The 26,738-nt window shown below is 53.8% G+C and carries 25 protein-coding genes and 1 riboswitch; of the genes, 12 read left to right on the top strand and 13 right to left on the bottom strand.

Annotation, left to right across the window (positions count from 1 at the left end; all coding sequences use genetic code 11):
• Window positions 1–29: 29 nt before the first annotated feature.
• The 5 genes from parE to nudF are packed head-to-tail and all read right to left on the bottom strand — an operon-like array spanning window position 30 to window position 4,486.
• Window positions 30–1,925, bottom strand: coding sequence for a DNA topoisomerase IV subunit B (gene parE, locus PZBJ_RS14195; RefSeq protein ID WP_101762999.1), 1,896 nt, complete (start codon window positions 1,923–1,925; stop codon window positions 30–32).
• A gap of 46 nt (window positions 1,926–1,971) precedes the next feature.
• Window positions 1,972–2,553 carry an esterase YqiA gene (gene yqiA / locus PZBJ_RS14190; protein ID WP_101762998.1) on the bottom strand — a complete coding sequence of 194 codons (582 nt, stop codon included), beginning with the start codon at window positions 2,551–2,553 and terminating at the stop codon, window positions 1,972–1,974.
• A 3-nt stretch (window positions 2,554–2,556) separates the two neighbouring features.
• A complete protein-coding gene (gene cpdA / locus PZBJ_RS14185) occupies window positions 2,557–3,384 on the bottom strand; it encodes a 3',5'-cyclic-AMP phosphodiesterase (protein WP_101762997.1) in 828 nt (275 codons plus the stop codon).
• Between the two features lie 44 nt (window positions 3,385–3,428).
• A complete protein-coding gene (locus PZBJ_RS14180; protein WP_008103400.1) occupies window positions 3,429–3,854 on the bottom strand; it encodes a DUF1249 family protein in 426 nt (141 codons plus the stop codon).
• Complete coding sequence (gene nudF, locus PZBJ_RS14175) at window positions 3,851–4,486, bottom strand: ADP-ribose diphosphatase (RefSeq protein ID WP_101762996.1); 636 nt, start codon at window positions 4,484–4,486, stop codon at window positions 3,851–3,853. The genes PZBJ_RS14180 and nudF overlap by 4 nt, the downstream gene beginning before the upstream one ends.
• A gap of 13 nt (window positions 4,487–4,499) precedes the next feature.
• On the opposite strand from nudF, the gene PZBJ_RS14170 reads away from it, so the two are divergent.
• The 4 genes from PZBJ_RS14170 to PZBJ_RS14155 all read left to right on the top strand — a co-directional run bounded on the left by PZBJ_RS14170 (window position 4,500) and on the right by PZBJ_RS14155 (window position 8,159).
• Window positions 4,500–4,703, top strand: a complete 204-nt coding sequence (locus PZBJ_RS14170; RefSeq protein ID WP_008103404.1) for a hypothetical protein — start codon at window positions 4,500–4,502, stop codon at window positions 4,701–4,703.
• Window positions 4,700–6,172 carry an outer membrane channel protein TolC gene (gene tolC, locus PZBJ_RS14165; protein WP_101762995.1) on the top strand — a complete coding sequence of 491 codons (1,473 nt, stop codon included), beginning with the start codon at window positions 4,700–4,702 and terminating at the stop codon, window positions 6,170–6,172. Before PZBJ_RS14170 ends, tolC begins: the two co-directional genes overlap by 4 nt.
• Before the next feature lie 140 nt (window positions 6,173–6,312).
• Window positions 6,313–6,987: a DUF1190 family protein gene (locus PZBJ_RS14160; RefSeq protein WP_061720467.1), complete on the top strand. Its 675-nt coding sequence runs from the start codon at window positions 6,313–6,315 to the stop codon at window positions 6,985–6,987.
• An 8-nt stretch (window positions 6,988–6,995) separates the two neighbouring features.
• Entirely contained in the window at window positions 6,996–8,159 is a 1,164-nt protein-coding gene (locus tag PZBJ_RS14155; protein ID WP_101762994.1) for a glutathionylspermidine synthase family protein, read from the top strand.
• 38 nt (window positions 8,160–8,197) lie between these two features.
• Here PZBJ_RS14155 and ygiD read toward each other — a convergent pair whose 3' ends face one another.
• On the bottom strand, window positions 8,198–8,983 hold the full coding sequence (gene ygiD, locus PZBJ_RS14150; protein WP_101762993.1) for a 4,5-DOPA-extradiol-dioxygenase: 786 nt from the start codon (window positions 8,981–8,983) through the stop codon (window positions 8,198–8,200).
• Between the two features lie 273 nt (window positions 8,984–9,256).
• Between ygiD and PZBJ_RS14145 the strand changes: the two genes are divergently transcribed.
• Window positions 9,257–9,640, top strand: a complete 384-nt coding sequence (locus tag PZBJ_RS14145; RefSeq protein ID WP_101762992.1) for a cell wall hydrolase — start codon at window positions 9,257–9,259, stop codon at window positions 9,638–9,640.
• Window positions 9,641–9,699: 59 nt separating this feature from the next.
• On the opposite strand, the gene ribB is transcribed toward PZBJ_RS14145, so the two are convergent.
• Window positions 9,700–10,356, bottom strand: coding sequence for a 3,4-dihydroxy-2-butanone-4-phosphate synthase (gene ribB / locus PZBJ_RS14140; RefSeq protein ID WP_008103416.1), 657 nt, complete (start codon window positions 10,354–10,356; stop codon window positions 9,700–9,702).
• Window positions 10,357–10,461: 105 nt separating this feature from the next.
• Window positions 10,462–10,611: riboswitch (FMN riboswitch) on the bottom strand.
• A gap of 171 nt (window positions 10,612–10,782) precedes the next feature.
• Here ribB and ubiK point away from each other — a divergent pair.
• Window positions 10,783–11,088: a ubiquinone biosynthesis accessory factor UbiK gene (gene ubiK / locus PZBJ_RS14135; protein WP_008103418.1), complete on the top strand. Its 306-nt coding sequence runs from the start codon at window positions 10,783–10,785 to the stop codon at window positions 11,086–11,088.
• A gap of 37 nt (window positions 11,089–11,125) precedes the next feature.
• On the opposite strand, the gene hldE is transcribed toward ubiK, so the two are convergent.
• Genes hldE through PZBJ_RS14120 form a run of 3 tightly spaced genes read right to left on the bottom strand, consistent with a single transcriptional unit; the run spans window position 11,126 to window position 16,804 of the window.
• Window positions 11,126–12,550: a bifunctional D-glycero-beta-D-manno-heptose-7-phosphate kinase/D-glycero-beta-D-manno-heptose 1-phosphate adenylyltransferase HldE gene (gene hldE / locus PZBJ_RS14130; RefSeq protein WP_101762991.1), complete on the bottom strand. Its 1,425-nt coding sequence runs from the start codon at window positions 12,548–12,550 to the stop codon at window positions 11,126–11,128.
• A 59-nt stretch (window positions 12,551–12,609) separates the two neighbouring features.
• Window positions 12,610–15,468, bottom strand: coding sequence for a bifunctional [glutamate--ammonia ligase]-adenylyl-L-tyrosine phosphorylase/[glutamate--ammonia-ligase] adenylyltransferase (gene glnE / locus PZBJ_RS14125; protein ID WP_101762990.1), 2,859 nt, complete (start codon window positions 15,466–15,468; stop codon window positions 12,610–12,612).
• A gap of 25 nt (window positions 15,469–15,493) precedes the next feature.
• Entirely contained in the window at window positions 15,494–16,804 is a 1,311-nt protein-coding gene (locus PZBJ_RS14120) for a CYTH domain-containing protein (RefSeq protein WP_101762989.1), read from the bottom strand.
• Window positions 16,805–17,008: 204 nt separating this feature from the next.
• Here PZBJ_RS14120 and PZBJ_RS14115 point away from each other — a divergent pair, with 204 nt between their 5' ends.
• The gene (locus tag PZBJ_RS14115; RefSeq protein WP_101762988.1) at window positions 17,009–17,632 is read left to right on the top strand and encodes a TIGR04211 family SH3 domain-containing protein; all 624 of its coding nucleotides are present in this window, start codon (window positions 17,009–17,011) and stop codon (window positions 17,630–17,632) included.
• 142 nt (window positions 17,633–17,774) lie between these two features.
• Window positions 17,775–19,007, top strand: a complete 1,233-nt coding sequence (locus PZBJ_RS14110) for a multifunctional CCA addition/repair protein (RefSeq protein WP_101762987.1) — start codon at window positions 17,775–17,777, stop codon at window positions 19,005–19,007.
• Between the two features lie 18 nt (window positions 19,008–19,025).
• On the opposite strand, the gene bacA is transcribed toward PZBJ_RS14110, so the two are convergent.
• Window positions 19,026–19,844 carry an undecaprenyl-diphosphate phosphatase gene (bacA, locus tag PZBJ_RS14105; RefSeq protein WP_101762986.1) on the bottom strand — a complete coding sequence of 273 codons (819 nt, stop codon included), beginning with the start codon at window positions 19,842–19,844 and terminating at the stop codon, window positions 19,026–19,028.
• Window positions 19,845–20,035: 191 nt separating this feature from the next.
• A complete protein-coding gene (gene folB / locus PZBJ_RS14095; protein WP_101762984.1) occupies window positions 20,036–20,395 on the bottom strand; it encodes a bifunctional dihydroneopterin aldolase/7,8-dihydroneopterin epimerase in 360 nt (119 codons plus the stop codon).
• Window positions 20,396–20,502: 107 nt separating this feature from the next.
• Between folB and plsY the strand changes: the two genes are divergently transcribed.
• Entirely contained in the window at window positions 20,503–21,102 is a 600-nt protein-coding gene (plsY, locus tag PZBJ_RS14090; RefSeq protein WP_101762983.1) for a glycerol-3-phosphate 1-O-acyltransferase PlsY, read from the top strand.
• A gap of 29 nt (window positions 21,103–21,131) precedes the next feature.
• On the opposite strand, the gene tsaD is transcribed toward plsY, so the two are convergent.
• Window positions 21,132–22,145, bottom strand: a complete 1,014-nt coding sequence (gene tsaD / locus PZBJ_RS14085) for a tRNA (adenosine(37)-N6)-threonylcarbamoyltransferase complex transferase subunit TsaD (RefSeq protein ID WP_101762982.1) — start codon at window positions 22,143–22,145, stop codon at window positions 21,132–21,134.
• Between the two features lie 281 nt (window positions 22,146–22,426).
• On the opposite strand from tsaD, the gene rpsU reads away from it, so the two are divergent.
• The 3 genes from rpsU to rpoD all read left to right on the top strand — a co-directional run bounded on the left by rpsU (window position 22,427) and on the right by rpoD (window position 26,727).
• Window positions 22,427–22,642: a 30S ribosomal protein S21 gene (gene rpsU / locus PZBJ_RS14080; protein ID WP_008103436.1), complete on the top strand. Its 216-nt coding sequence runs from the start codon at window positions 22,427–22,429 to the stop codon at window positions 22,640–22,642.
• A gap of 118 nt (window positions 22,643–22,760) precedes the next feature.
• Complete coding sequence (gene dnaG, locus PZBJ_RS14075) at window positions 22,761–24,506, top strand: DNA primase (protein ID WP_101762981.1); 1,746 nt, start codon at window positions 22,761–22,763, stop codon at window positions 24,504–24,506.
• 379 nt (window positions 24,507–24,885) lie between these two features.
• Window positions 24,886–26,727 (top strand): RNA polymerase sigma factor RpoD, encoded by a 1,842-nt coding sequence (gene rpoD / locus PZBJ_RS14070; protein ID WP_064738465.1) that lies wholly within the window; start codon window positions 24,886–24,888, stop codon window positions 26,725–26,727.
• The last annotated feature ends 11 nt before the right edge of the window (window positions 26,728–26,738 follow it).

Here is a 26,738-nt window from a genome sequence, read left to right as displayed (position 1 = left end):
AACAGGGACGCCGCGGCGTCCCTGTTTTTTTACACTTCGAGGTCGGCTAAATCGCCTTTCTCTTGCAGCCAGTTGCGGCGGTCTTCCGAGCGTTTCTTCGCCAGCAGCATGTCCATCACGCGTAGGGTTTGATCGACATCCTCATCGCTGATCGTCAATTGCACCAGACGACGCGTATTCGGATCAAGCGTGGTTTCGCGCAGCTGCAGCGGGTTCATTTCACCCAAGCCCTTAAAACGCTGCACATTCGGCTTACCTTTCTTGCGCTTCAACTGGTCCAGCACGCCCTCTTTCTCATCTTCATCCAGGGCATAATAGACTTCTTTGCCGAGATCGATGCGATACAGCGGCGGCATCGCCACGTACACATGGCCGTGTTGCACCAACGTACGGAAATGCTTCACAAACAGCGCGCACAGCAGCGTGGCAATGTGCAGACCATCGGAGTCCGCATCCGCGAGGATACAGATTTTGCCGTAACGCAGTTGGCTCAGATCTTCGCTGTCAGGATCGATACCGATCGCCACTGAAATATCATGCACTTCCTGTGAGGCCAACACTTCGTCCGAAGAGACTTCCCAGGTATTGAGGATCTTACCTTTCAGCGGCATGATCGCCTGATAATCACGATCGCGCGCTTGCTTGGCGGATCCGCCCGCAGAATCCCCTTCGACGAGGAACAGCTCGGTTTTGTTCAAATCTTGTGCGGTGCAGTCAGCCAGTTTGCCCGGCAGCGCCGGGCCGCTGGTGAGTTTTTTACGCACTACTTTCTTCGCGGCGCGCATGCGGCGCTGCGCGCTGGAGATTGCCAGCTCAGCCAGCATTTCAGCCGCCTGCACGTTTTGATTCAGCCACAGGCTGAAGGCATCTTTGACCACCGCTGAGACGAATGCCGCACACTGACGCGACGACAGGCGCTCTTTAGTCTGCCCGGCAAACTGTGGATCCTGCATCTTCACCGACAGCACGTACGCGCAGCGATCCCAGATATCTTCTGCCGACAGCTTCACGCCGCGCGGCAAAATATTGCGGTATTCGCAAAACTCGCGCATGGCATCCAGCAAGCCCTGACGCAAGCCGTTAACGTGCGTACCGCCTTGCATGGTTGGGATCAGGTTAACGTAGCTTTCTGTTAGCAGCTCTCCGCCTTCCGGCAGCCATAGCAGCGCCCAATCCACCGCTTCCACATCGCCAGCAAAACTGCCCACAAAGGGTTTTTCCGGCAGCGTGGGTAAGCCGTCAACCGCTTCACACAGGTAATCGGTCAGGCCATCCTGATACATCCAGGTTTGTTCGGTGTCATTGACCTTGTCTTTAAAAACAATTTCAACGCCCGGACACAGCACGGCTTTGGCTTTTAACAGATGTGATAAACGAGAAACCGAGAAACGCGGGCTATCAAAGAAGCTTTCATCTGGCCAGAAGTGCACGCTGGTACCGGTATTGCGTTTACCGACGGTGCCGGTAACCGTAAGATCCTGCACCTTGTCGCCATTTTCGAAGGCAATCTGGTAGATTTCGCCGTTACGTCGCACGGTAACTTCCACACGCTTCGACAAGGCGTTAACCACCGAGATCCCGACGCCGTGCAAGCCGCCTGAGAACTGATAGTTTTTGTTGGAGAATTTGCCGCCCGCATGCAGGCGACAAAGAATCAGCTCAACCGCTGGCACGCCTTCTTCCGGATGGATATCCACTGGCATGCCACGACCATCATCAATAACTTCCAGCGACTGGTCGGCATGAAGAATGACTTCCACGCGTTTAGCGTGACCGGCCAGCGCCTCATCGACGCTGTTATCGATCACCTCCTGGCCCAGGTGGTTCGGGCGCGTGGTATCGGTGTACATCCCCGGACGACGACGCACCGGTTCAAGGCCGGTCAGGACCTCAATGGCATCGGCATTATAGCTTGATTGGCTCATCGTAAATGTCTGATTAGCAATAGGAAAATGGCCCCACTTCGCAAGATCACTGGGCGTTTAATCCCAGAAAATCAACGATCTGTGCGAAATGGCGTTCGAATCCGATATAGGCATGATTGCCGCCCTCTTCAACCGTCTGGCGGCATGCGCTGTAATACTCCAGCGCCTGGCGATAATCGAGTATTTCATCGCCGGTTTGTTGCAGCAGCCAGAGTAAATCGGGCGCTTCAAGAGGGTCAATCTGCATTACTTTCAGATCGTAAATGTGGCGAGACTCTAACACATATTGCTGGCCGGTGTAGGGATTACGGTTTTCGCCGAGGTAATCCACTAACAGCTCAAACGGCCGTACGGCGGGATTAACCACCACCGCTGGCAACATAAAACACTGCGACAGCCAGGTAGCAAAATAGCCGCCCAGCGACGATCCCACCAATCCCAGCGGTTCACCGGCATATTGCATCACCAGATCTTCCAGCATGCTGGCGGCTTCAGACGGAAACGTCGGTAGTTGCGGCACCATCACATTAATATGCGGATGCTGTTCGTTGAGCCACTGCTGCAGCTGCGTGGCTTTCGCCGATTGCGGTGAACTGTTGAAGCCATGCAGATAAATCAGCGCCGCCATTGCTTAGTAGCCCTCGGAATCAAGATCGGGGCGGAACATGTCACTTTGCAGGCGGTTCACTTCGGTCTGCAGCGTGCCGTCGGGCTGCAAGGTAAACCAACGCCAGCCCGGCGCCAGCGTATCAATGGTGAAGTTAGTGCAATGCGGTTTGAACTGGACGCAGGTTGATGGTGAAGCCATCACGCGGCGCCCATGCCAGTCGAGATCGAGTTCCTGATGAATATGGCCGCATACCAGATTACGTGCGCGCGGGAAGTGCTGCAGTACCGCTTCCAGCTGATGCGGATTGCGCAAGCTGTGCTGATCTAACCAGGTACATCCGGAAGCCAGCGGGTGATGATGCAGAAGTACCAAAGTGTGGCGTTCTGGGTACTTGCTAAGTGCGGTGTGTAGCCACTCCAGCTGGTATTCGCTCAACATGCCGTGTGGCACACCAAATACCTGGCTATCGAGCAGCACCAGTTGCCAGTGATCGCCCAAAAGAACGTGCTTGTCAGATTTGATGCCCGCGTCGGCCAGCGTATCCACCATTGCCGGCTGAAAATCGTGATTCCCCGGCAGCCAGACGCAAGGTTTTGGCAGACGATTAATGCCTGCTACAAAGTGTTGGTAAGCTTCGACGGTGTGATCCTGAGCGAGATCGCCAGTGGCGATAATCAGATCATACTGACGCTGTTGTACTTCAATAGCATCCAGTACCGCATCAAAACTCGACCAGGTATTTACCCCAAGCAGCGATTGATGTTTTCCGGCGAAAAGATGGGTATCCGTGATTTGTAAAATCCTGATATCAGACCCATCTTGCGCAGGAAGAGTTAGCAGGCTATCCAAAGCGTTTCCTTAATCTCCACGCCATCGTTGCGTTTTTTACGCTATCAGCAAACCGGTACTGCCACAGCGCCGTGCGCTAAGCAGTAACGCAACCAATCCGCAAGGAACTGGTTAATCTGATGTTTTTCATCGCGCTGATGCAGTTTTTTATTAGGATAATCATAGCGCGCTTTAAATCGGTAGATCTGTTTAGTGGAACACACTTCAGCGACCATCGCATCATGGTAGAGCCGCACCGACATAGAAGGCAGGCTCCAGTAACTCACGGCGGGCGCCACCTGACGCACTTCCACCAGCGTGGTGTAACGCGTCGATTCTTCGATGGTGAGCTGATAGCTGGCGCCATTCACCTGATAAATCACCGATGCGCCTGCCTCGTCATTACGCGGCAGCAGGCGACGCAGCTGGGCGAAATTGGTTTCGCACAGGCGCATCATTTCGGGAAAGTCAGGGGTATAGCGCTGTTTCATTTTAGCTTCCACTCTTGTCGTAGTTTTTCATGGTGCAACGCCAGCCATTGCAAGGCGATGACAGATGCCGCGTTATCAATAATCCCCTCTTCCACCCAGCGATAAGCTTGTTCGCGGCTCACCACATGGACAAGAATATCCTCATTCTCTTCCTCCAGCCCGTGATTTCCCTCTGCCAGGCTGGCATCCACTTCGCCCACCAGCACCGATAAACGTTCAGACGTTCCGCCGGGGCTGGCTAAGTAATTCACTATCGGTTTGACGCGGCCAACCTTAAGGCCCGCCTCTTCTACCGCCTCACGTCGTGCGACATCTTCTGGTGTTTCGCCAGGTTCGATGATGCCAGCCACCATTTCCAGCAGCCAGGGCGTTGGGCTGGAATCAAAAGCGGGAATGCGGATCTGTTCGATCAGTACCACTTCATCACGCAAGGGATCATAGGGTAGCAGCACGGCGGCGTGTCCGCGCTCAAAAACTTCGCGCACCACTTCACCACTCATTTCGCCATTAAAACGACGGTGGCGGAAACGGTAGCTGACGATGGAAAAAAAACCATCGTAACGCGTTTCGCGTGCAATAATTTCTACATCGTTTTTTGTGAAAGTCACAGGGGATTTTTTTTCACTCGCCATCGTCTGATTCCTTATGCAGATTGGGATGGAGCAAAGAAAAGCCAAGTCTACCGCTCCGTCCGAGTGGTTCTTTTTGAATTATTTACGTAAATTAGGGGAAGAAGGCACGTTCAGCCAACTTATCTCTGACGCCGCCTCTGTAGAATCGGCGATTATTTTTTTGGCTTACCTGCAGCACTACCAGTGCATTTTGCTGCAACAAAAGGAATGCAAATGAAAAAACTGCTCCCACTTTTTATTGGGCTGACTCTGGGCGGATTCAGCCTTGCCAGCCAGGCAGAAAACCTGTTGCAGGTCTATCAGCAGGCGCGCCTTAGCAACCCCGATCTGCGATCTTCTGCCGCTAACCGCGACGCTGCATTTGAGAAAATCAATGAAGCGCGTAGTCCTTTATTGCCACAGTTAGGCTTGGGCGCAGATTACACTTATAACAATGGCTACCGTGACAGCAGCGGACTTCATTCCAACACGACCAGCGCCTCTCTGCAATTAACTCAAACTATTTTCGATATGTCGAAATGGCGTGCGCTGTCGCTGCAGGAAAAACAGGCTGGTATTCAAGATGTTACCTATCAGGTTGCTCAGCAAGACCTGATTCTTAACACGGCGACTGCCTATTTTAACGTGTTAAAGGCAATCGACACGCTTTCTTACACCGAAGCACAGAAACAATCTATCTACCGCGAACTGGATCAAACCACGCAGCGCTTTAACGTGGGTTTGGTCGCGATTACTGACGTGCAAAACGCCCGTGCACAGTATGACACCGTGCTGGCTAACGAAGTGACCGCACGTAACAACCTCGATAATGCGGTGGAATCGCTGCGTCAGATTACCGGCATGGATTATCTGTCGCTGGCTTCATTGAATATCGATCGTTTCAAAACCGCGCGTCCAAATGCTGTGGCCAGCCTGCTGAAAGAAGCGGAAAGCCGCAACCTGACCTTGCTGTCTGCGCGTCTGAGCCAGGATCTGGCGCGTGAACAAATTCGTTCAGCCGAAACCGGCCACATGCCAACGCTGGATTTGACCGCCTCAACCGGTATGTCGAATAGCAAATATGGCGGCAGTCGCGCCAATCAGAGCGCTGGCAGCACCGATTCCATCACAGGTTCTAACCAGGTTGGCTTGAGCTTCACCATGCCACTTTACAGCGGCGGCTCGGTCACCTCGCAGGTGAAACAGGCGCAGTACAACTATGTCGCGGCCAGCGAACAGCTGGAAGGCGCGCATCGTAGTGCGGTTCAGACGGTACGTTCATCATTCAATAACGTGAATGCCTCTATCAGCAGCATTGATGCTTATAAGCAGGCCGTTGTCTCTGCACAAAGTTCACTGGATGCGATGGAAGCCGGGTATCAGGTCGGTACGCGTACCATCGTTGATGTGCTGGATGCGACCACCACGCTGTTCAATGCTAAACAGCAGCTTTCAGATGCGCGTTATAGCTATCTGATCAACCAGCTGAATATCAAATATGCGCTGGGTACGCTGAACGAGCAGGATCTGCAGCAGCTGAACAGCACGCTGGGCAAAGAGATCACCACGACTCCTGAAGTGGTGGCGCCGGAGAATAACCAGCAGGCCGCGCGTGTGGATAACGGTCCGAAAGCTTCATCGCCTTCAGCCGCCGCACAAGCCCGTCCAGCTGCCGCACGCAGCAGCGGAAATCCATTCGGTAATTAATTCCCCAGGGGGCCGTATGCGGCCCCTTTCGCATTCAATCGTATAGCTACGTAAAGATCCTTTCCCCATCTGGCTTCGCGCTTCATTTTCCACCGCTCATCCCCTATCCTTACCCCACCTTTGGGCACAGGATGAAAATAATGAAACGGACGAAAAATATTCGCCATGCCGCTTTTCGTAAAAGCTGGCAGGCACGCCACTTAACGCCAGTCGCCTTTGCCGTTAGCGCAGTGTTTATGCTGGCAGGCTGCGAGCAGAGTGACGAAACGGTGTCGCTCTATCAAAACGCGGATGATTGCGCCAAAGCCAATCCAGGCCAGAGCGCGCAATGTACCACTGCGTATAACAACGCACAGAAAGAAGCCGAACGTACCGCGCCAAAATACGCTACACGCGAAGATTGTGTGGCTGAGTTTGGTGAAAACCAATGCCAGCAAACGCCTGCACAAGCGGGTGTGGGCACCACCGCAAACAATGCTGAAGCTCAGCAAAGCGGTAGCTTCTGGATGCCGTTGATGGCCGGTTACATGATGGGACGTATGATGAGCGGCGGTGCTGGGTTTGCCCAGCAGCCCCTGTTCTCGCCAAAAAATCCGAACAGCCCGGCAAACGGTAAATTTGTTGATGCTGCGGGTAAAAACTACGGTAATGCCACATCGGGCCGCACCATCAACGTGCCGAAAACAGCAATGGCGCCGAAACCCGCGACCACTTCCACCATTACGCGTGGCGGCTTTGGTGACAGCGTGGCAAAACAAAACACCATGCAGCGCAGCAGTGCTTCTGGCACCGGCAGCCGCTCGCTGGGAGGCTAAGCCGCAGCATGCAACGTATTGCAATCCCCGAACGTCCAGACTGGCGTGAAAAAGCCGCGGAGTATGGTTTCCAGTTTCACACCATGTATGGCGAACCTTACTGGTGTGAAGATGCGTACTACCAATTCACGCTAGCGCAGGTTGAACAGCTTGAGGATACCACCGCCGAACTGCACCAGATGTGTTTGCAGGCGGTGGAAAAAGTGGTGAACAGTGACGAGCTGCTCACCCGTTTCTGTATTCCTAAGCACACCTGGGACTTTGTGCGTGATTCCTGGAAATTGCGCCAGCCTTCGCTCTATTCGCGCCTCGATCTGGCATGGGATGGCAAAGGTGACGCTAAGCTGCTGGAAAACAACGCGGATACACCAACCTCACTGTATGAAGCCGCCTTCTTTCAGTGGATTTGGCTGGAAGACCAGGTCAAAGCGGGCAATCTGCCGCAAGGCAGCGACCAGTTCAACAGCCTGCAAGAGAAGCTGATTGAGCGCTTCGCCACGCTGCATCAGCAGTTCGGTTTCAACTGGCTACACTTCTCCTGCTGCCGTGATACTGAGGAAGATCGCGCCACGGTGCAATATCTGCAGGACTGCGCCACTGAAGCCGGATTGCCGAGCGAATTTCTCTATATTGACGAGATTGGATTGGGTGAAAGAGGCCAGTTTACCGACGTAAACGATCAGGTCATCAGCAATCTGTTTAAGCTCTATCCGTGGGAATTCATGCTGCGCGAAGTGTTCTCTACCAAGCTGGCGGATGCGGGCGTGCGTTGGCTGGAGCCGGCCTGGAAAAGCATCATTTCCAATAAAGCGCTGTTACCGCTGCTGTGGGAAATGTTCCCTAATCATCCCAATTTGCTGCCCGCTTACTTTGCCGATGATAAGAACGCGCCGCAGCTGGATAAGTACGTGGTGAAACCGCTGTTTTCGCGCGAAGGTGCCAATATTCGTATCATTGAAAACGGTCAGGAGATCGCCCGCGCCGATGGTCCGTATGGCGAAGAAGGCATGATTATCCAGCAGTTCTATCAGCTACCGAAATTCGGTGATAGCTATACCTTGATCGGTAGCTGGCTGATTGACGATCAACCTGCGGGCATCGGCTTACGCGAAGATCGTGCCTTGATCACGCAGGATCTGTCGCGCTTCTATCCGCATACCTTCATCGAATAAAAGCTGTGCCGCCCGCACTCTTCGGGCGGCCTTGCGCATTAGCCAATCTGCACTGACATCATGCTGATCGCCCCCAACTCCATCCCTTCCACAGGAATGCTGATCGCTTCATCAGCGGCACGCGCGCCAAGAATATAGAGCAGCGGTAGATAGTGTTCAGGCGTTGGGTTCGAAAGCTGTGCATCCGGATGCTGCATAAAGTTCACCAATGGGTGATCTGCTGCCTCACCGTGGAAATCCAGATTCTCACGTACAAACTGATTAAAGCTCTCCGCCCACGGATACGCAGTTTCTGCGCCTTGCCAGCGCAGCATACGCAGATTGTGCACCACGTTACCGCTGGCCACGATCATCACATCCTCATCTCGTAATGACGCCAGCTTTTGCCCCAAGGCGTAGTGCCATTCAGCAGGTTTAGTGCCGTCGATACTCAGTTGCACCACTGGGATGTCGGCATCGGGATACATTTTTGCCAGCACGCCCCAGGAACCATGATCAAAACCCCACTCCTGATCGGCATGAACGGCGATCGGATCCAGTAAATTCATCACTTGCTGAGCCAGTTCTGGCGATCCCGGCGCGGGATAGCGCACATCAAATAGCGCCTGCGGAAAACCACCAAAATCATGGATAGTGCGCGGATTATTCATCGCCGTCACCGCCGTGCCGCGTGTGTACCAGTGCGCCGAAACCGCGAGAATCGCACGTGGACGCGGCAAGGTTGCGCCCAATTGCTGCCAGGTTTGGGTATAACGATTATCTTCCAGTACGTTCATCGGGCTGCCGTGACCAAGGAACAGCGCAGGCATGCGTGTAGTGCTCATGATTAATCCTCTGACGGAGTGTCGCTTTGTTAACCGCTACGATACGCGCTTTCACCAGGGGATTAACGCTGATAAGTATGATGGTCTCTGTCAGATAATTTGAATGATATAGGGCGGATAAATTCGACACAGGTTAGGTCTTAATATTGCACGCGAGCCTTTTAGATATCAGTGATATAGCCCGCACCTAAGACCGAGCGAGACCAGTCTTGTTACATCCAATCAATCTACTTCTTAAACTCCCCTCGGTTTTAGAAAGATGAGTTGGAATTTATGTTAATACAGGGAGCAATATTGTGCCTGGCGATGAATATCTACCATGAAGCGCGAGGCGAACCGATTAAAGGACAAATAGCCGTTGGTACGGTGACCATGAACCGTGCCAATTGGGATGTCAAAGAGATCTGTCCTGTGGTGTATGCACCTAAGCAGTTCTCCTGGACGTCTCTCAAAAAGCATCCTTATCGTTATCCACCAAATGAAGATAAAAGCTGGCAACGCGCCAGAAAGCTGGCACAGAAGATTGTTGAAGGGGAATTACAGGACGTAACGAAAGGCGCGACCTTTTTCCATGCACATCATGCTAAACCGGCCTGGCGTCATACCTTTCAGCGTACAGTAGTAATTGGCAATCACGTGTTTTACGCCAATCGTTAAAACAAAAAAAAGAGGCCAGATAGATATCTATCCGGCCTCTTTCTTCTGTATTAATTCAGTTAACTGGCGTGACGCGTTTCTCGCTGACGGCGATATGCCACCAAATCTTCAATGGTGACGACCGGCATATCGTGTTGCTTTGCAAACACGATCGCTTCTGGCGCGTGCGCCATGCTGCCATCATCATTGGTCAATTCGCACAATACCCCTGCAGGTTTAAATCCCGCCAGCGTCACCAGATCGATAGTCGCTTCGGTGTGTCCACCACGCGACAGAACGCCGCCTTCACGCGCACGCAGCGGAAACACATGGCCCGGACGGTTAAGGTCTGAAGGCTTCGCGCCATCAGCCACCGCAGCGCGAATCGTGGTGATGCGATCGGCAGCAGAAACGCCGGTGGTCACACCGCTTGCAGCTTCAATTGTCACCGTGAAACCGGTGCCGTAAGCGCTGGTGTTAGTTTCCACCATCATTGGCAGCTCAAGCTGCTGACGGCGCTCTTCGGTGATGCAGAGGCACACAATACCGCTGCCGTGACGGATGGTTAATGCCATCTGTTCAACGGTCATGGTTTCTGCCGGGAAGATCATGTCACCTTCGTTTTCACGATTTTCATCGTCGAGCACCATTACACCGCGGCCGTTGCGCAGCGCATCAATGGCGCGCTCTACACGCTGTTCAGGCGTGCCAAATTCAGAAAGAAGCGTCTGATTCATGGTAAAAAAACCTTATAAAATATGAGTTACCAGAACCAGGGCGTGCTTAGGAGTGCGTACAAAACACATGGCAAAAACGTGACGCGGGCAAAGCCCGGCTGATGTCGTTACCCTCTCCCATCCGGACTCTAACCGTCGGCTCCGGAATTACACCGGATCTGCTGACCTCTCACATTACTGTGAGAGCGCTCGCGGGCTTTCAGCGAGAGCTGATTTACCGCCGGTGGGGAATTTCGCCCCGCCCTGAGAATAAGCGAACAAACTATAACGCCAATCATCTGGTCGGGCAATCGACAAAAGTGCAAATGCTTTTGCATTTCCTGCGTTGCGGATTTCAGGTTTAACCTTTTCGTTTCAGGCATTACACTTAATAGCTATTGAGTCCGAACACGCGCAGCTATCGGCCACCGTAACCAGGAAATAATCATGATCGACACGAAAAAAATTGAACAACTGGCTCGCCAGGTACATGAAGCGATGCCGAAAGGGATTCGCGATTTTGGCGATGATGTCGAAAAGAAAATCCGTCAGGTATTGCAGGCGCAGTTGACGCGCATGGACCTGGTTAATCGTGAAGAGTTTGATGTGCAGACGCAGGTACTGCTGCGCACGCGCGAGAAATTAGCTGCGCTGGAACAGCGCCTGGCGAAGTTAGAAAGTGAAAGTCCAGCGGCACCCGCGCCGGCGATCATCACGCCAGATCCCGCTGGGAAAATTGATACTCCGCAGTAAGCTAATGGGCGGGAGTTTTCCTCCCGCCCATTCACACTTAATGACTGCGAATCGTTTTGATGATGTTGCTGGTTGAGATGCCATCTTCGAAGTTCAATACGCGCACGTCACCACCGTTCGCCCACACTTCTTTGCTACCCGCGATATCTTCCGGCTTGTAGTCGCCGCCTTTTACCAGCAGATCTGGCAGCACTCCCGCAATCAGACGCTGTGGCGTATCCTCTTCAAACAGCACCACCCAATCCACCGCTTCCAGCGCACCCAGCACAATCATACGGTTTTCTTGCGGATTGACCGGACGCGTTTCGCCTTTCAGACGCTTCGTCGAGGCATCACTATTAACGGCCACAATCAGGCGATCGCCCAGCTTGCGCGCATTCGCCAGATAAGAAACATGGCCAGCGTGCAGGATGTCGAACACGCCGTTGGTCATTACCACTTTCTCACCACGCTGACGCGCCAGCGCAACAGCGGCTTTCAGCTCCGCTTCGGTCATCACACCAAATCCCGTTTCCGGACGGGCGTGAATGGCATTTTCCAGCTCAACAGTGCTGACAGTGGAAGTACCGAGCTTCCCGACGACGACGCCAGCCGCAGCATTCGCCAGGAAACAGGCTTCTTCCAGGCTGTCGCCAGCCGCCAGCACTGCGGCTAGCACGCCAATCACCGTATCGCCCGCACCGGTCACGTCATACACTTCCTGCGCCTGCGTAGGCAGATGCAGCGGCGCTTTGCCCGGCTGCAGCAGCGTCATACCGTTTTCAGAACGGGTTACCAGCAGCGCGGAAAGCTCATAATCAGCGATTAACTGCATGCCACGACTGACAATCTCTTCCACGCTTTTGCATTTACCCACAACCGCTTCGAATTCAGACAAATTCGGCGTCAGCAGCGTTGCACCGCGATAACGTTCAAAATCCGTGCCTTTAGGATCAATCAACACCGGCACATTAGCTTCACGCGCTAATTGAATCATGGTCTGCACGCTGTTCAGCGCGCCTTTGGCGTAGTCAGACAGCACCAGCGCACCCGCTTGCGTCAGCGATTGACGCATACGATCGTGAATCGGCTGCGGATCAATCTCCTCAAAACCCTCTTCGAAATCGAGGCGAATCAGCTGCTGATTGCGCGAAAGCACGCGCAATTTGGTGATGGTTGGATGGCTTTGTACCGCCACAAAATCACAGTCGACGTTGACCTTTTGCAGGGTTTCGCTCAACACGCGCGCGGCATCATCGGCGCCGGTCAAGCCAATCAGCCGTGATGCTGCACCGAGCGCAGCAATGTTCATGGCGACGTTTGCCGCGCCGCCTGGACGCTCTTCAATGGTATCCACTTTCACCACCGGCACCGGCGCTTCCGGGGAAATACGGCTGGTTGGGCCATACCAATAGCGATCTAACATCACATCGCCGACGACCAGCACAGTGGCCTTGCCAAAAGTGGGCAGTGTTACTTTCATTCAGAGACTCCAACACGGTCAAAATAATGCGCGGGATATTACCACATAAGCCATCAGGCTCACTGTTCCGCGCTGTCAGATTGGATACCGCTTAACCAACGCTGCCAACTGTTGTTGACCACCGCGCGTTCAGCGACAAAGGCTTCAGGCGCCACATGGCCCGGTAATTCCTGCAATGCCAGATGGTGCAGTGCATCACGCAGCGTGACGTACGCATGCGTCAAAGCCTGCGCCTCTTCATCCGGCATAATGCCATGACGCGCCATCAATTCGAAAATGCGGACATTATCCGACCAACGCGTCAACGCTGGCTGATCGGCCGCGTAGCTTAAGACAAGGTATTGCGCGATGAATTCAATGTCGGTGATACCGCCCTCATCGGTCTTAATTTCCCAGCGACCTTTCTGTTTGTTGCTGAGATGCGCCCGCATTTTTTCGCGCATTTCACGCACTTCTTTTTGCAACGTCTCAACGTCTCGCGGCAGGCAAAGAACGTTACGGCGGATTTCATCAAAGCGTTCACAGAGCGCAGGTTCGCCAAACACGATGCGCGCGCGCACCAGCGCCTGATGTTCCCAGGTCCATGCTTCGCTGCGCTGGTATTCGTTGAAAGCGGAAAAAGTACTGACCAGCATACCCGCCGCGCCAGAAGGACGCAGACGCGCATCCACATCATACAAAATGCCGGACGACGTGCGCGTGCTAAACAGATGCATTACACGCTGCGCCAGGCGCAGATAGAACTGGCGACCATCAATGACGCGCTCGCCATCGGTTTCCGCATCATCCGGACAATCATGCAGGAACACCAAATCAAGATCAGAGCTGTAACCCAGCTCCCAACCACCCAGCTTGCCATAACCGACAACCGCAAAACCGCGCTCATTGTCGCTAGTCAAATGCGATGGACGACCATATCGCTGCACCATCATCTGCCAGGCCTGCTGCACCACGGATTCAATAATCGCTTCTGCTAGCCAGGTTAAGTGATCGCTCACTTTCATTACGGGTAGCGTTTCAGCAATATCGGCAGCGGCGATGCGCAGATGCTGCGCCTGTTTAAACTGGCGCAATGCTTCCAACTGCTGCTCTTCGTCATCGGTGGGAATACGCAGCAGATATTGGCGCAGTTCGTCGCGGTAAGCGTCGGTTGCGGTAGGTTGATACAGCGTTGCGGGATCGAGTAACTCATCCAGCAGCAGCGGATAGCGCGCCAATTGGCTGGCAACCATTGGTGACGCGGCACACAGACGAATCAGATGACGCAGCGCGCCATGATATTCGGTGAGTAATTCCAGATAAGTGCTGCGCGTCAGCACGCCCAGCAACAACGGCGTCAGACGATTCAGCAGCACATCGGCATCTTCGCGCGGACAAACTTCACTGAGCAGACGCGGCATCAACTGGTCGAGCGCCAGACGACCGCGCGGACCAATAGTACGGCGGCTCACATCCTGGCGGAAGTTGTTCAACGCGATGTAAAGCGCGTGACGCTGCGCATCGTCCAATTGCGGTACCACCGGGATGAGATCGCCCTCTTCCAGCGCGTCCTGCCACAGCCCGGCAAACTCAGCCAACTGCGGCTGATCGTCGACATCCGGTGCATCGTCGCCAATCAGCTCGTCAAAGATGGCGCGCACACCGGCCATTTGCAGCTCAAGCTGCGCCATCAGCGCGGTCCAGTCTGCCGCGCCCATCGCCCAGGCTAAGCGCTGGCGGTCGAGCTCGTTCTCTGGCAGCGTTTGCGTTTGCTCGTCATTAATGCTTTGCAGCAGGTTTTCCAGCCGACGCAGGAACAAATAGGCTTCACGTAGATGATCGACCTGTTTCTGACTTAACAAAGCCAGCTCACCAATCGCTTTGAGCGTAGGGAGCAAGGAGCGCAATTGTAGTGAGCGCTCACGTCCACCGCGAATCAACTGGAACACCTGCACAATGAATTCCGTTTCACGAATGCCACCGGCGCCGAGCTTAATGTTGTCTTTCAAGCCGCGTCGACGCACCTCGCGCGCGATCATGCCCTTCATGTTACGCAGCGATTGAATCACGCTGAAATCGATATAGCGGCGATAGACGAACGGCCGCAGCATTTGCTGCAATTCCTGGCTCCAGTGGCCATGATCGTCGCCCATCAGCCGGGCTTTGACCATCGCATAGCGTTCCCAGTCGCGGCCCTGCTCCTGATAATAATCTTCCAGTGCCGCGAAACTCAGCACCAGCGGACCGCTATCACCAAACGGACGCAGGCGCATGTCCACGCGATAGACAAATCCATCCACCGTTGGTTGATCGAGCACTTTGATCAGCCGCTGCCCCATGCGCGTGAAGAATTGCGCATTGTCGAGCTCGCGCCGTCCACCTTGGGTTACGCCGTTTTCCGGCCAGGCAAAAATCAGATCGATATCAGAAGAGAAGTTGAGTTCACAGCCGCCGAGTTTACCCATGCCGAGAATCAGCATCGGCTGGGCTTCACCCGCTTCATTGCATGGCGTACCAAAGTCGCGGCTGCAATCCTGCCAAACCCAGTCGCGCGCGGCAGCGATGAGGATTTCCGCCAGCGTGCTGAGTTGCTGCAAACTTTGTTCGGTAGTGGCGTGTTGCAGCGCCTGCATCCAGGCGATGCGTACCAGCATATGACGACGGAACAAACGCAGTTCACGCATCAGGGAGGTTTCATTTTCAACCGAGTGCAGCACGTCATTCAGCCAGCGGGCATAGTGCTGCCACTCATCTGGCGCAGGCGCTTGCTGTTGCAGATGCTGCCACCATTCGGGATGCTGCTGCAGGTTATCGAGGATAAAGTCACTAAAGGTCAGCGCGCCCGCCTGTTCTGGCGTGAACGCTGAGGATGGCAAATTAAGTCGCTCTGCCACATTAGCCAACTGCGCCTGCATGAGCGCCGGTAACGGTAACAACATCTTCTCTCCCTGATTGGATTTTTCGTTAGCGTTTGATTCCGCTATTGAGCCAGAAAGGTGCGGGGCGCACGGCCAGGTTAACCAGATGCATTAAGCCACGTTCCTGCTTCTCTCGAATCGCATGCTGTAACTCCAGCCAACCGTCCAGCCAAACATTCACCTCTTCGGCCGGATAAGCACCCGCCAGCAGGTTCACCGCCAACAACTGGCGATTCAGGCGCGTCGCTTTATCCTGGAACTCATTGAACAGTTGAATATCAACGAATGTTTCTCTGAGATCGGCGGCAATACGACTTAGCATAATATCGCTGAAGCGCTTGAACGATCCCTGCAGCTTGCTTTTGCTCTTGTCGTCGAGCCATTTTTGCCACTGCGACTCAACCAGCCAGTGAGTAAGTGCTAACTGAGCTTCAACCGAGGTTAACGAAAAGCAGGTAGCTTCAGCATTGTTCTCATCATCGGCCAGCAACTCTTCCTGACGGGTTAATTTCTGGCGCAGATCGCTGCTGGCTTTGCGTGGCACCAACGCACCAAACAGTGAGAACGCCTGACGCAGCGTTTCCAGCGCATCAATTACCGCTGCTTTGGCATCTTTATTACCACGCAGCCACACTTCTTCGTGATATTGCCAATGATTCAGTGCCGCAGTCATTGCGTTGATCATGCCCTGCTCAACCGACGCTTTCGCGGCGATTTTCTGCAATGGCAACGTACGGATGGGGCGCGGTAAGTTACCCTGCGCCAGCTGATAGCCGCGCGCGGCTTTGCTCAGGCTGCCGAGACGTAATCCGCCCATCGTAACCAGCGCTTCAGCGAACTTCAGCATGTCATCGCGTTGACCACTTTTAAGCTCCAGCTCGACTTCATAAAGCGGTTCGCTAAATTCACCGGCAGCGACTTCGCCGCGGTCAAACGCCACTTCAATTTCGCTGTCGCCAAATTGCACCAACCAGGCTTCGCGCTGGAAATGAGTGCTGAACAGCGGCTGCAGGCGCGATTGCAGTGCAGCAATATCGGTGCCCTGCGGCCAAATCTCGGCTGGCAGGCGCGCGATATCCAGCTGCGGCTCCGTGAGATCAACATTGTATTCCGGACGCTGATGCAGACCGCCAACGGTTTTACCGGCCGCTTTCAGCGTCATTTCATAGCGTTGATCAACGCCACGAATGCGCAGGCCCATGTCCCAGCGACGCAGTTGGTTGTCGTCGGTTTCATAATAGATATTGGTCAGCTCGCGCGCGGCGAAGTGCTGATGTGGCCACGCGGCAAGCTTTTCCGCCAGTTTTTCGGCGGCTTGCGGTGTAGCAATGAACTTTAATTCGATTTCGATGGTCATAATTTTTTATTCAATACGCTGCTGGCACTTACGAGTTTAATCTGGCGAAGAGTAATGCACCGGAAGCCCGCTGTCTCCGCTTTCTTGTGCTTTTACGACCCTTTTCGCACCGGATTGAGACCAGGATAGTTCTCATTCAGATTTTTGAGAAGCGTCTCCAGACTGTGCCGGTAATTTTACGCCATTAAGAAAAAACGACATCGAATGAAAAAAATCACACTTGCTGCCCTTTCTTTGCTGGCTTTCAGCGCCATCACACCTGCTCATGCTGCTGACGAAAAACGCTACATCTCCGATGAATTATCCACTTGGGTGCGCAGCGGTCCAGGCGATCAATATCGCCTGATCGGTAAGCTGAACGCCGGAGAGGAAGTGACCTTGCTGCAGACCAATAACGACTCTCAATATGGTCAGATTCGTGATGCAGAAGGCAAAACTAACTGGATTCCACTGTCGCAACTGAGCGCCAGTCCTAGCCTGCGTACCCGCGTACCGCAACTGGAGCAGCAGGTTAAAGATCTGACGGCCAAGCTAGCGAATATTGACAACAGCTGGAATCAGCGCACTTCTGAGATGCAGAACAAAGTCGCCAATAGCGACGGCACCATTGATGGCCTGAAAGCGGAAAATCAGAAGCTAAAAAATGAGCTGATTGTCGCGCAGAAGAAAGTCAGCGCCGCCAATGTGCAACTGGATGACAAGCAGCGCACCATCATCATGCAATGGTTTATGTATGGCGGCGGCGTGCTGGGCGTTGGTCTGCTGTTGGGTCTGTTGCTGCCGCATATGGTGCCGCGTCGTAAGAAAAACGATCGCTGGATGAACTAACGCGCCACGCAGATTTGTTCTTTTATTTAAGGGGATCGTAAGATGCCCTTTTTGGCGTGCCCGATATTTAGCCAAAGTATGCAACAATAAAGTAACAAGCGTGTTCAGCACGCAATTTTTGATCTGCCTCTGGAGTGGTTGAGTGAAGACGTTTCTGGTCGGTGGCGCAGTGCGCGATGCCTTACTGCGTTTGCCGGTAAAAGATAGAGATTGGGTTGTTGTAGGCGCGACGCCAGATGCGATGCTGGCGGAAGGTTATCAGCAGGTTGGCCGGGATTTTCCGGTTTTTTTGCATCCGCGAAGCCGTGAAGAGTATGCGCTGGCGCGTACGGAACGCAAAAGCGGCAACGGTTACACCGGCTTTGTGACGCAGTTCGCGCCGGATGTCACGCTCGAGCAAGATTTGCAGCGCCGCGATCTCACCATCAATGCCATCGCCCAAAGCGACAGCGGCGAGCTGATTGATCCATATGGCGGTCAGCGCGACCTGGCGAAACGCCAGCTGCGCCATGTTTCCACCGCCTTTAACGAAGATCCGCTGCGTGTACTGCGCGTGGCGCGTTTCGCCGCCCGCTTTGCCCATCTGAATTTCCGGATTGCTGATGAAACCCAGGCGCTGATGCGCGAAATGGCGGTCAGCGGCGAACTGGCGCATCTCACCGCAGAACGGGTGTGGAAAGAGACGGAAAAAGCATTGCTGACGCGTAATCCACAGGTCTATTTCCAGGTATTACGTGATTGCGGCGCGCTGCAGGTGCTGTTCCCGGAAATCGATAATCTTTATGGCATTCCGGCCCCGATCAAATGGCATCCCGAGATTGATACCGGCATCCATGCGCTGATGACGCTGGCGATGTCCGCTGCGCTCTCGGATCAGCTTGATGTGCGTTTCGCTACGCTGTTCCACGATGTCGGTAAGGCGCTGACGCCAGCAGAAAAATGGCCGAGCCATCATGGTCATGGCCTCGCGGGCGTGCCGATTGTTGAAGCGCTGTGCCAGCGCCTGCGCGTGCCGAATCAGGTGCGTGATTTGGCGTTAGTGGTGACCGAATTCCATGACGTGGTGCACACCATTGAACGCCAGCCAGCTGACGCGTTAATCGCGCTTTTTGATCGAATTGATGCCTGGCGCAAGCCCGATCGTGTGGAGAAGATGGCGCTGACCAGCGAAGCGGATGCGCGCGGGCGTGCGGGTCTGGAAAGCATGGCTTATCCGCAAGGCGACTATTTGCGTCAGGCGTTTGCGCTGGCGCAAGCGGTGCCAACTAAAGATGTGGTGGCAGCAGGTTTTAAAGGGGCGGAAGTGCGGGAAGAGTTGACGCGTCGGCGTGTGGCGGTGCTGCAGGCGCAATTGATTAACGCGCGGCCAGTGTAACCAGCCGCGCGGGGCAACTTACATAAAGATGGCGTAAACCACGGCCGCAACAATGAAGCGGTAGATAGCGAAAGAGACGAACGAGATACGCTTGATCAGCTCAAGGAACACCTTGATCGCCAGCAGCGCCACGACGAAAGCCGTTACAAACCCGACGGCAAACATTGGGAAATCCTGCATCGTCAGGAAGCCGAGGCTCTTGTAGAGATCCAGTCCGGTGGCGCCAATCATCATCGGTACCGCCAGAATGAACGAGAACTCTGACGCCGCATAACGGCTCACGCCCATCAGCATACCGCCAGAAATCGTCGCACCTGAGCGCGAGAAGCCCGGCCACAGCGCCAGACACTGGAAGCAGCCAATCATAAATGCCTGACGGTAGGTGATATCGTCAACGCCAACCGCTTTCGGCTGCTTCGGCTTGAAGTATTCCGCCACCAGCAGCAGCACACCGCCGACCACCAGCGCATACATCACGTTGATCGGGTTAAACAGCGTTTTGATTTGGTCGTGCAGCAGCAAACCAATCACCACCGCAGGCACCATACCCAACAGAATATGAATCAGGGTTAATTTGCCCGTACCCACGCCTTCATGTTTGACCTCACCGAAGTGAATGCCGATCAAACCAAACAAGCGGCGCCAGAACATCACGACCACAGCCAGAATTGAACCGAGCTGAATCACCACTTCGAAGGTTTCAGCGGTCTGGCCTTCAAAACCCAACAGATGGCCAACAATAATCATGTGGCCCGTGGAAGAGACCGGCAGGAATTCCGTGAGGCCTTCTACAACCCCCAGGATTGCAGCTACCCAAAGCTGGTGAATGTCTGCCATCAAAATATTTCCTCTATCCGTTTTAAACAGTAAAAAGGCGGTCGCAAAGGGCTACCGCCTGAAATTATGCCTGCGTCACGCTGAAGGAAACCTTAAGAAATTCGGTCACTTCCTGCTGGTTAGCGCAACGGTCTCAAGTGAGACACACCATAATTTGGTTTGGTTTCATTGTGATGGCAATCACGGAAGATTTATTTCGGAATAGTCCCGCGCTCAATACGTACGCCAACGCTCGCCGCCTGCGCTACAGCGCCCGGTTTGCCTACCTTTATGCGTACTCCAGGGGTTTTGAAACGATTCATCAACAGATCGGCGATTTCTTCTGCTACCCTTTCGACCAGGGCAAAACGCTGGCCTTGCAGATGATTGAGGATCACTTCCGTGACATCGGCGTAGCTCAGACAATCATTCACATCGTCGCTGGCGGCGGCGTGACGGTTGTCCCACGCCATTTCGACATCGAGTACCAGCTTCTGCTGCATGCCCTGTTCCCAGTCGTAAACGCCAATAGTTGTGAACACGGTAAGCTGCTCGATAAATACGATATCCATGATGTCAGTCTCTGTTTTTGGCTAAGCCGGATACCACTTCCGGCGGATTATGCGTATTATCCACGCTTATCGAGAACAAAACGACCCAAAAGGAACGGTACGACGCTATGAGTGCTATCGCGCTTGGTATGATTATTTTCGCGTATCTTTGCGGCTCGATTTCCAGTGCGATATTGGTCTGTAAACTGGCTGGTTTACCCGATCCGCGCTCGCAAGGCTCAGGCAATCCTGGCGCGACCAACGTTTTGCGCATTGGTGGCAAAGCCGCCGCTGCGGCGGTGCTGATTTTCGACGTGGCAAAAGGCATGCTGCCGGTGTGGATTGCTTATCTGCTGCACGTTGCCCCGCTCTATCTTGGCCTCACGGCGATTGCCGCCTGTCTGGGCCACATCTATCCGGTGTTCTTTCGTTTTCGCGGCGGTAAAGGCGTGGCGACGGCCTTTGGTGCGATTGCGCCGATTGGCTGGGATTTGACGGGATTGATGACCGGCACCTGGCTGCTGACGGTGCTGCTAAGCGGCTATTCATCACTTGGCGCGATTGTCAGCGCGCTGATCGCACCCTTTTACGTGTGGTGGTTCAAACCGCAATTCACTTTCCCCGTTTCGATGCTCTCGTGCCTGATTCTGTTGCGGCACCACGACAACATCCAGCGCCTGTGGCGCGGCCAGGAAAATAAGATCTGGAAGCGGAATAAGAAGAAATAAAAAAACCGGCGCAAGGCCGGTTTTTTATTTTAGATGGCGGGCAATTCTGCCAGCGGCCAGCGCGGCCGCACGCTGACGCTGAGTCCACCGCTGGTGCCGCCTTTGAGGCGCACCATGCCCGCGTAAGCAATCATCGCGCCGTTATCGGTGCAAAACTCAGGGCGTGCGTAAAACACCTCGCCGCCACGCTTTTGCATCATCTCGGCCATGCGCTCACGCAGCGTGCGGTTCGCGCTGACGCCACCCGCAATCACCAAACGTTTAAAGCCAGTTTGCTCAAGCGCGCGTTTGCACTTAATCATTAAGGTATCAACCACCGCATCTTCAAATGCGCGAGCAATATCCGCGCGAGCTTGCTCGTCGCCCTGATGCTCGCGAATGGTATTCGCCGCAAAGGTTTTCAGGCCGGAGAAGCTGAAATCCAGCCCCGGACGATCGGTCATTGGCCGCGGGAAGCGGAAACGGTTTGGCGTGCCTTGCTGCGCCATACGCGACAGCATCGGTCCGCCGGGATAATCCAGCCCCAGCAGCTTGGCGGTTTTATCGAACGCTTCGCCAGCCGCATCGTCAATCGATTCGCCCAATAAGGTGTATTCACCAATGCCGGTCACGCTGATCAATTGCGTATGCCCGCCGGAAACCAGCAGCGCGACAAACGGAAATTCCGGCGGATTCTCTTCCAGCATCGGCGCCAGAAGATGCCCTTCCATATGATGCACCGGCACCGCCGGCACATTCCAGGCGAATGCCAACGCTCGGCCAATGGTGGCGCCAACCAGCAGCGCCCCCACCAATCCGGGCCCGGCGGTGTAGGCGACGCCGTCAATCTGTTGTGGCTCAAGGCCCGCTTCTTTCAGTGCCGCCTGAATCAGCGGCACGGTTTTACGGACGTGGTCACGCGATGCCAGTTCCGGCACCACGCCGCCGTAATCGGCATGCAGTTTTACCTGGCTATATAGTTGATTTGCCAGCAGACCGGACGCATCGTCGTAAATCGCGATGCCGGTTTCATCGCAGGACGTTTCAATACCCAGAACTCGCATAGCTTTTATCACCCTCTTCGTGCGGCGCGCAGTGTAACACAGGCAATTCTCACGCCAGAGACTTTGCCCCTGAAAAAGTGTTTTTCTGTCGCACAAAGAGTGCGCTATACTCCACGGCCTGAAAAAACCGGCAGCCGCGATGGCATATGCCCCTGTTGGTTCTAAATTATACATGGTGCTTTACAAGTCGGCCGCGGCTGGAGTAAAATGCTGCACCATTTTGAAATGTGCTGGCGCCGCAGTCAGCAGCAAAAACCGAATTTTATCGAGGTAAGAGTTACATGCCGGTAATTAAAGTACGTGAAAACGAGCCGTTCGACGTAGCACTGCGTCGCTTTAAGCGTTCATGCGAGAAAGCAGGTGTTTTGGCAGAAGTTCGTAGCCGTGAGTTCTACGAGAAGCCTACCACTGAGCGTAAGCGCGCTAAAGCATCTGCAGTTAAGCGTCATGCCAAGAAACTGGCTCGCGAAAACGCACGCCGCACTCGTCTGTACTAATTTCTTGCGGAAGCTTGCTTCCGCCGCGTGATAAACGCAGACAGAGTCAAGTAAAAGGCCGTGCTTTCCGAAAGGAAGCGCGGCTTGTTGTCGTTTATGAGCTGAAAAATCGGGGCTTATGGCTGGACGAATTCCACGCATATTTATCAACGACTTACTTGCCCGCACGGACATCGTGGATATTATCGATGCCCGCGTTAAGCTGAAAAAGCAGGGTAAGAACTATCACGCGTGCTGTCCTTTTCATAACGAGAAAACCCCCTCTTTCACCGTAAGCGGTGAGAAGCAGTTCTATTACTGCTTCGGCTGTGGCGCCAAAGGCAACGCCATCGACTTCCTGATGAATCACGATCGTCTGGAATTTGTTGAGAGCGTTGAGGAGCTCGCCACGCTTCATGGCTTAGAAGTGCCGTATGAAGCGGGCAACGGTCCTAGCCAGATGGAGCGCCATCAACGTCAAAGTCTTTATCAGTTGCTGGATGGCCTGAACGGCTTCTATCAACAGAGCCTGCGTGATCCACAAGCGCAATCTGCACAGAACTATCTCGCCACGCGCGGTCTTAGTCAGGAAGTGATCGATCACTTCGCTATCGGCTATGCGCCTGCGGGTTGGGATAATGCTCTGAAGCGCTTTGGGCAGCAGAAAGACGATCGCGAATCGCTGATGGAAGCGGGCATGTTGGTCAGTAATGACTCAGGCCGCACCTACGATCGCTTCCGCGATCGTGTGATGTTCCCTATTCGCGATAAGCGTGGCCGCGTGATTGGTTTTGGTGGCCGCGTGCTGGGCAACGATACGCCGAAGTATCTGAACTCACCGGAAACACCGATTTTCCATAAAGGCCGCCAGTTATACGGACTTTATGAAGCGCAGAAAAATCATCCGCAACCCACGCGTTTGCTGGTTGTCGAAGGTTATATGGACGTGGTGGCGCTGGCGCAGTTTGGCATCGATTATGCCGTAGCTTCGTTGGGCACTTCGACCACCGCTGAACACGTTCAGCTGCTTTACCGCTCAACGGATACCGTGATTTGCTGTTACGACGGCGATCGCGCCGGACGTGAAGCGGCATGGCGTACGCTCGAAACCGCATTGCCTTACATGAATGATGGTCGTCAGCTACGCTTTATGTTTTTGCCCGATGGCGAGGATCCGGACACGCTGGTACGCAAAGAGGGCAAAGCAGCCTTTGAAGCGCGGATGGAGCAGGCTACACCGCTCTCCACATTTTTGTTCGACAGCCTGATGCCGCAAGTGGATTTGAGTACACGCGATGGCAAGACCAAGCTGGCGACCTTGGCGTTACCGCTGATTAGTCAAATTCCCGGTGAAACGCTGCGCATTTATATGCGTCAAACCTTGGGTAATAAACTCGGGATTCTTGACGATAACCAGTTAGACAAGCTGATGCCGAAGCTGGCAGAAAGCGGAGTGCTGCCAACTGCCCCACCGTTGAAGCGCACCACCATGCGCGTATTGATCGCGTTATTAGTGCAGAATCCGCAATTTGCCTCCATCGTGCCTACACTGGATGGACTGGAGCAGTCAAAAATGGCGGGTTTACCGCTATTTGTGGAGTTAGTCAGCCGTTGTACAGAGAATCCTGGCCTGACCACCGGACAGCTACTAGAGTTATATCGCGGAACAAATTTTAGCCAGCCCCTTGAAACACTGGCCACCTGGAACCACATGATAGTGGATGAAGAGGCGGAAGAAGTGTTCCAGGATTCACTGGCGAGCATTTACGATTCCGCACTCGAACAGCGCCTTGAAGCGCTGATCGCACGCGAGCGAACGGAAGGCCTAAGCGCCGTCGAACGCCGTGAATTCTGGGCTTTAAGCCAGGCATTAGCGAAAAAATAAGATTTTAACGGGATCAGAACTGCAAGTACGTTAAAAACAGCATTCTGGTTCAGTGATTTCCGGAATGATAGACGCGATAAGCGAAGCCGGAAACACACAGCACAAATTTAGAGGCGTCAACGTCGCAGCCAGTTTCAGTGCTGCCAGCGCACAGCAACCGGAGCGTACTGAAGTACGTGAGGATTGCGAGCACTGCCAGCACTGAAAATGGCAAGTAAGTTAGCCTCGGAAAGAACACAAGCGGCTTAAGTGCCGATTATAGATGGGCTTCAGCCCTGGCCGCGATGTAGGCAGCGGCAAAAACACAACGCCTTCACTGTTATAGTTGGCTCGCGCCGACCGACACCAATCTAATTAACAGAAGTGTGGATACCGTCTTATGGAGCAAAACCCGCAGTCACAGCTTAAGCTACTTGTCACCCGTGGTAAGGAGCAAGGCTATTTGACCTATGCTGAGGTCAATGACCATCTGCCGGAAGATATCGTCGACTCCGATCAGATCGAAGACATCATCCAGATGATTAATGACATGGGTATTCAGGTTGTTGAAGAAGCGCCTGATGCTGATGATCTGATACTGAATGAAAACAGCTCCGATACTGACGAAGATGCCGCAGAAGCCGCCGCTCAGGTTTTATCCAGTGTTGAATCTGAAATTGGCCGTACCACCGACCCGGTGCGCATGTACATGCGCGAAATGGGTACCGTTGAACTGCTGACGCGCGAAGGCGAAATTGACATCGCTAAGCGCATCGAAGACGGTATCAACCAGGTCCAATGCTCTGTAGCCGAATATCCGGAAGCGATCACCTATCTACTCGATCAGTATGATCGCGTTGAAGCGGGCGACTATCGCCTGTCTGACTTGATCATCGGCTTCATCGATCCTAACGCGGAAGAAGATATCGCGCCGACCGCCACGCACGTGGGTTCTGAGTTATCTCAGGAAGATCGAAACGACGATGAAGAAGAAGATGAAGAGGATGACGACAGCTCTGACGACGATAATTCTATCGATCCAGAACTGGCTCGCGAGAAGTTTGGCGACCTGCGTACGCAGTATGAAACCACGCGTACCGTCATCAAAGCGAAAGGTCGCAGCCATGCTGACGCCGTAGCCGAAATCCAGAATCTCTCTGAAGTGTTCAAGCAGTTCCGCCTGGTACCGAAGCAGTTCGACTACCTGGTAAACAATATGCGTGAAATGATGGAGCGCGTGCGTACGCAAGAGCGCCTGATCATGAAGCTGTGTATTGAACTGTGCAAGATGCCGAAAAAAAACTTCATCACGCTGTTCACCGGCAACGAAACCAACCCAAGCTGGTTCAAAGCCGCGCTGGCAATGAACAAGCCATGGTCTGAGAAGCTGCTGGAAGTTGAAGATGATGTGAATCGTTCGCTGTACAAATTGCAGCAGATCGAAGAAGAAACCGGCTTGACCATCGAGCAGGTGAAGGACATTAACCGTCGCATGTCTATCGGCGAAGCGAAAGCGCGCCGTGCGAAGAAAGAGATGGTTGAAGCAAACTTACGTCTGGTTATCTCTATCGCCAAGAAATACACCAACCGTGGTCTGCAGTTCCTCGATTTGATTCAGGAAGGCAACATCGGTCTGATGAAAGCCGTTGATAAGTTTGAATATCGTCGTGGTTATAAGTTCTCAACTTACGCTACATGGTGGATCCGTCAGGCTATCACCCGCTCTATCGCTGACCAAGCGCGCACCATCCGTATTCCGGTGCATATGATTGAGACCATCAACAAACTCAACCGTATTTCGCGTCAGATGCTGCAGGAGATGGGTCGCGAACCGACGCCGGAAGAGCTGGCTGAACGTATGCTGATGCCTGAAGATAAGATCCGCAAAGTGCTGAAAATCGCTAAAGAGCCGATCTCTATGGAGACGCCGATTGGTGATGATGAAGATTCGCATCTGGGCGATTTTATCGAAGACACCACGCTGGAGCTGCCGCTGGATTCCGCAACCTCGGAAAGCCTGCGCTCAGCGACCCACGACGTGTTGGCTGGCCTGACCGCGCGCGAAGCGAAAGTGCTGCGTATGCGTTTCGGTATCGATATGAACACCGACCACACGCTGGAAGAGGTTGGAAAACAGTTTGATGTAACGCGTGAGCGTATCCGTCAGATCGAAGCCAAGGCGCTGCGTAAACTGCGTCACCCAAGCCGCTCAGAAGTACTGCGTAGCTTCCTCGACGATTAATCGTTGTCTAG

The organism is Pantoea endophytica (genome assembly GCF_002858935.1).
Lineage (GTDB): Bacteria > Pseudomonadota > Gammaproteobacteria > Enterobacterales > Enterobacteriaceae > Pantoea > Pantoea leporis.
This window is presented reverse-complemented; position numbering and strand designations above follow the sequence as displayed.

Bases quoted from the DNA above. Each gene is read 5' to 3' on its own strand.
- glnE (WP_101762990.1), bottom strand. From the start codon at position 15,468: ATGTTGTTACCGTTACCGGCGCTCATGCAGGCGCAGTTGGCTAATGTG.
- ygiD (WP_101762993.1), bottom strand. From the start codon at position 8,983: ATGAGCACTACACGCATGCCTGCGCTGTTCCTTGGTCACGGCAGCCCG.
- folB (WP_101762984.1), bottom strand. From the start codon at position 20,395: ATGGATATCGTATTTATCGAGCAGCTTACCGTGTTCACAACTATTGGC.
- ubiK (WP_008103418.1), top strand. From the start codon at position 10,783: ATGATCGACACGAAAAAAATTGAACAACTGGCTCGCCAGGTACATGAA.
- bacA (WP_101762986.1), bottom strand. From the start codon at position 19,844: ATGGCAGACATTCACCAGCTTTGGGTAGCTGCAATCCTGGGGGTTGTA.
- hldE (WP_101762991.1), bottom strand. From the start codon at position 12,550: ATGAAAGTAACACTGCCCACTTTTGGCAAGGCCACTGTGCTGGTCGTC.
- plsY (WP_101762983.1), top strand. From the start codon at position 20,503: ATGAGTGCTATCGCGCTTGGTATGATTATTTTCGCGTATCTTTGCGGC.
- ribB (WP_008103416.1), bottom strand. From the start codon at position 10,356: ATGAATCAGACGCTTCTTTCTGAATTTGGCACGCCTGAACAGCGTGTA.
- PZBJ_RS14180 (WP_008103400.1), bottom strand. From the start codon at position 3,854: ATGAAACAGCGCTATACCCCTGACTTTCCCGAAATGATGCGCCTGTGC.
- rpoD (WP_064738465.1), top strand. From the start codon at position 24,886: ATGGAGCAAAACCCGCAGTCACAGCTTAAGCTACTTGTCACCCGTGGT.
- tolC (WP_101762995.1), top strand. From the start codon at position 4,700: ATGAAAAAACTGCTCCCACTTTTTATTGGGCTGACTCTGGGCGGATTC.
- nudF (WP_101762996.1), bottom strand. From the start codon at position 4,486: ATGGCGAGTGAAAAAAAATCCCCTGTGACTTTCACAAAAAACGATGTA.
- tsaD (WP_101762982.1), bottom strand. From the start codon at position 22,145: ATGCGAGTTCTGGGTATTGAAACGTCCTGCGATGAAACCGGCATCGCG.
- PZBJ_RS14115 (WP_101762988.1), top strand. From the start codon at position 17,009: ATGAAAAAAATCACACTTGCTGCCCTTTCTTTGCTGGCTTTCAGCGCC.
- parE (WP_101762999.1), bottom strand. From the start codon at position 1,925: ATGAGCCAATCAAGCTATAATGCCGATGCCATTGAGGTCCTGACCGGC.
- PZBJ_RS14170 (WP_008103404.1), top strand. From the start codon at position 4,500: ATGCAGATTGGGATGGAGCAAAGAAAAGCCAAGTCTACCGCTCCGTCC.
- PZBJ_RS14145 (WP_101762992.1), top strand. From the start codon at position 9,257: ATGTTAATACAGGGAGCAATATTGTGCCTGGCGATGAATATCTACCAT.
- yqiA (WP_101762998.1), bottom strand. From the start codon at position 2,553: ATGGCGGCGCTGATTTATCTGCATGGCTTCAACAGTTCACCGCAATCG.
- dnaG (WP_101762981.1), top strand. From the start codon at position 22,761: ATGGCTGGACGAATTCCACGCATATTTATCAACGACTTACTTGCCCGC.
- PZBJ_RS14160 (WP_061720467.1), top strand. From the start codon at position 6,313: ATGAAACGGACGAAAAATATTCGCCATGCCGCTTTTCGTAAAAGCTGG.
- PZBJ_RS14120 (WP_101762989.1), bottom strand. From the start codon at position 16,804: ATGACCATCGAAATCGAATTAAAGTTCATTGCTACACCGCAAGCCGCC.
- PZBJ_RS14155 (WP_101762994.1), top strand. From the start codon at position 6,996: ATGCAACGTATTGCAATCCCCGAACGTCCAGACTGGCGTGAAAAAGCC.
- rpsU (WP_008103436.1), top strand. From the start codon at position 22,427: ATGCCGGTAATTAAAGTACGTGAAAACGAGCCGTTCGACGTAGCACTG.